Genomic DNA, 2,961 nt, shown 5'->3' with positions numbered 1-2,961 from the left:
ATATCATTAGGTTAAATACTTCCTGTTGTGTATTGACAGTAGACTGATTTTCTGATAAAATAAAATTTATGTAAAAGGAGGCGGCGTTTATGTTGCATAGCATGCGTATTAGATAAGCATTGAAAAAAAGGATTTTCCCATTTTCAACATGGGCTTTTTTGTCATGCTTATTTTGCGGATGCTATACAAAAAACTAACGACGTATAGATATAGTATAGACATAGTGCAAGCTATGCCTTAGTTTTGTTGTACTGCTCTGTGCATTATAAATGCAGGTCAATGCTCATGTTGAGGATTGACCTGCATTTTTTTGTGTAAAAAGGACGAGTGAAATATAATGCTTAAAAAATATTGGATAAAATGTCCGATTTGTAACGGAAAGACGAGAGTTCAAGTATTTCATAATACTGTATTAAAAGATTTTCCTCTTTTCTGCCCTAAATGCAAATTGACGCATATCATTGATGTAGAAAAATTAGAGATTGTAATCAAAAATACAGAAAAACAAACTTTTATTATTTAGAAGAAAGGATATAAAAATGAAACGTTTACCTAAATATACGCCTGCGGAAGTACGGAATGATCCATACGGATTTACTTACAAAGAAATGTCGGAAGTTATTGGCGAGAATGAAGCAAAAGCCTTATATGAAGAATTATATAAGCAATTACCACGCAAAAAAAATCTATCAATGTTGGTAAAAAATATTTGCAAAAGCAGTGATACTGAAAAGTATGTTTACGAACTGAAAGACAACAAATACATTGAAACGGTTTTTATCAAGCGGCGAGATGGTGGAACTGTTTGCGTGAGCACACAAGTCGGTTGTCCTGTTGGTTGTATTTTTTGTGAGTCCGGGCGAAATGGCTTTGTTCGTAATCTAACATCGTCAGAAATCGTACAACAGATTATATTGTTGCGTCGAAAAGTAAACCGTATCGTTTTTATGGGTATGGGAGAGCCTTTATTCAATTATGACAACTTGATAAAAGCAATCCATATTCTCCGAGATAGATATGGGCTCAACTTTCCAACCGACGGCATTACCATATCAACAGTTGGTCCGGTCGATCAATTAAAAAAATTGCGCGAGGAACATCTTAAAATTCAGTTGACAATATCTTTACACGCAGCAACACAATCTGCAAGAAATCGTATTATTCCTCACATGCGCATATATGCTATTGAAGATGTTGTTAAGCAAGCCTTATCCTATTCTGAAAGGCATAATCGCAAAATTGTCTTTGCGTATTTGCTTTTACCGGGTATAAATGACCGGCCCTCAGATGTAAGACAACTTGCAAAATGGTTTCGGGGCAAAAAAGTTATGATTAACGTGTTACAATACAACCCAACAAGCAATTCAAGAATTAAAGCACCACAGAAACGGGAAATAGTTGCATTCAAACATCAATTAGAGCAAGCAGGACTTGAAGTTACTATGAGAGTTTCTCATGGCAGAGAGATTAACGCGGCTTGTGGACAGTTAGCTAACACATATAATAAATTCAAAAAAAAATGATTAAAAGTGCCAGACGCATAGACGCAGAGCCGATAACGCATTAGGTCAAAAAACCTATGTGTTATCGGCTTTTTTATTTAATATTGCGCAAAAGCCGCTGTTCCCTATTATAGAATGGATTGCGGGTAGTGTATTAAAGTCGCCCTTTTTTAAGGATACGGCGGTATCGGGGAGGTATCGCCGTGTCCATTTTTATTTACTGTAACCCGCCTAATGCTTTGCGGTCAAAAAAAGCTATGCTCCGCAAGCGGGATATTCCGGCTATGAATGTGAACTGTCAATACATTTAGCTACTGCTTACATTTCCTTTGCGCCCGTCCGCGTCTTGCGGACGGGCGCATTTTGCTTTTTTCAACTTTTTTCTGAAAAGCGCACTCAAGAGCCATCTCCCGAACGGGTACGGAGCGAAAGGGGCAGAGAGGACAAGCCCTTAACTCCCGTCCTCTACTCCACGCGGGAAGGAGGTGAACTCTATGGAGCTATGTCCATCCTGGACACGCACAGCCGGGGGCGCATCATCCCACCACTTGCGGATCGTTTTGGGATCAAGGCCCGTATCCCGGTGGCAGTCAGCCTTGCGGCCCTCTGGGTGCTGCTGCCGCCACTCATATACCCGATCCTGAGCCGATGGACGGCCACTTTTATTCCTCCAATCACCATTCGGATCATCAAACGCTTGTACTGCCCGCGCTCTGCCTAAATGCTCTGCCTGCTTACGCCAGTTGCGCTTATTGACGGGCATAGTCAGACCAGAGATCTTCGCTATATCATCCCTGGGGAATGTCACATAGTCCTCGTTATACATCTCCAGGGCGCACACCACATCATCTTTCGTAAAACGGTTGATGTCCTCCACACTCATATCGTCATAAGGTTTCAGCAACGAGAAAGCGTCCCGGCGCAGCTCGTCCTCGCTGATCCCGCACTTCTTTGCATAGATCGCCAGCGTCATAATACCGTAGAACCGATGGCCCACCCTGATCTCGTCCCCGATCCGGTGCAGCCACCAGTCGTAAAGGTCACGCTTGACCGTCCAGCGGCCCCGCCGCTCCTTCTTGACGATCCGCCGCTCGTACCAGTCCGGGTACTTCTCCTTCGCCTCGGCCAGCGAGAGCCGCCCCTTCCGCATGAGGCCCACAAGGTACTGCTGCTCCCCGTTGCTGTCTGGGATAAAGTCCAGCAGCCTCTCCAGCGTCACCCTCCCGCCGAGCCGGTACGCCGTCACAGGATACTCCCGGCCCAATTTGGAGCCGGAGCCGACCACCCGGAACCCCTGCAAAATGCCCTGCATCTGCGGCTCCTTGATGGTAGAGGTGTACCTGTTCCATATCTGCCGGGTAAGGGCATACTTCAATTCCTTCAAGCATTTCTGGTTATGTGGGTACATAGGGATCGGCTCTTCCAGAACATAATACAGGTGAAGTCCCGTCCCGCTGTT

3 protein-coding genes are annotated in these 2,961 nt (G+C 44.3%); 2 read left to right on the top strand and 1 reads right to left on the bottom strand.

Annotation, left to right across the window (positions count from 1 at the left end; translation table 11 throughout):
• The first annotated feature begins 337 nt into the window (after window positions 1–337).
• Window positions 338–523, top strand: a complete 186-nt coding sequence (locus tag BN6539_RS00290) for a cysteine-rich KTR domain-containing protein (protein ID WP_003431289.1) — start codon at window positions 338–340, stop codon at window positions 521–523.
• A gap of 16 nt (window positions 524–539) precedes the next feature.
• Entirely contained in the window at window positions 540–1,523 is a 984-nt protein-coding gene (gene rlmN, locus BN6539_RS00285; RefSeq protein ID WP_002584956.1) for a 23S rRNA (adenine(2503)-C(2))-methyltransferase RlmN, read from the top strand.
• 430 nt (window positions 1,524–1,953) lie between these two features.
• Here rlmN and BN6539_RS00280 read toward each other — a convergent pair.
• On the bottom strand, window positions 1,954–2,961 hold a 1,008-nt coding region (locus BN6539_RS00280), incomplete at its 5' end, for a hypothetical protein (RefSeq protein WP_456318609.1).

The organism is Emergencia timonensis, assembly GCF_900086585.1.
GTDB classification, from domain to species: Bacteria; Bacillota; Clostridia; order Peptostreptococcales; family Anaerovoracaceae; genus Senimuribacter; species Senimuribacter timonensis.
This window is presented reverse-complemented; position numbering and strand designations above follow the sequence as displayed.

What these genes read in the sequence shown, in the direction of transcription:
- BN6539_RS00290 (WP_003431289.1), top strand. Translation starts at nt 338, where the DNA reads ATGCTTAAAAAATATTGGATAAAATGTCCGATTTGTAACGGAAAGACG.
- rlmN (WP_002584956.1), top strand. Translation starts at nt 540, where the DNA reads ATGAAACGTTTACCTAAATATACGCCTGCGGAAGTACGGAATGATCCA.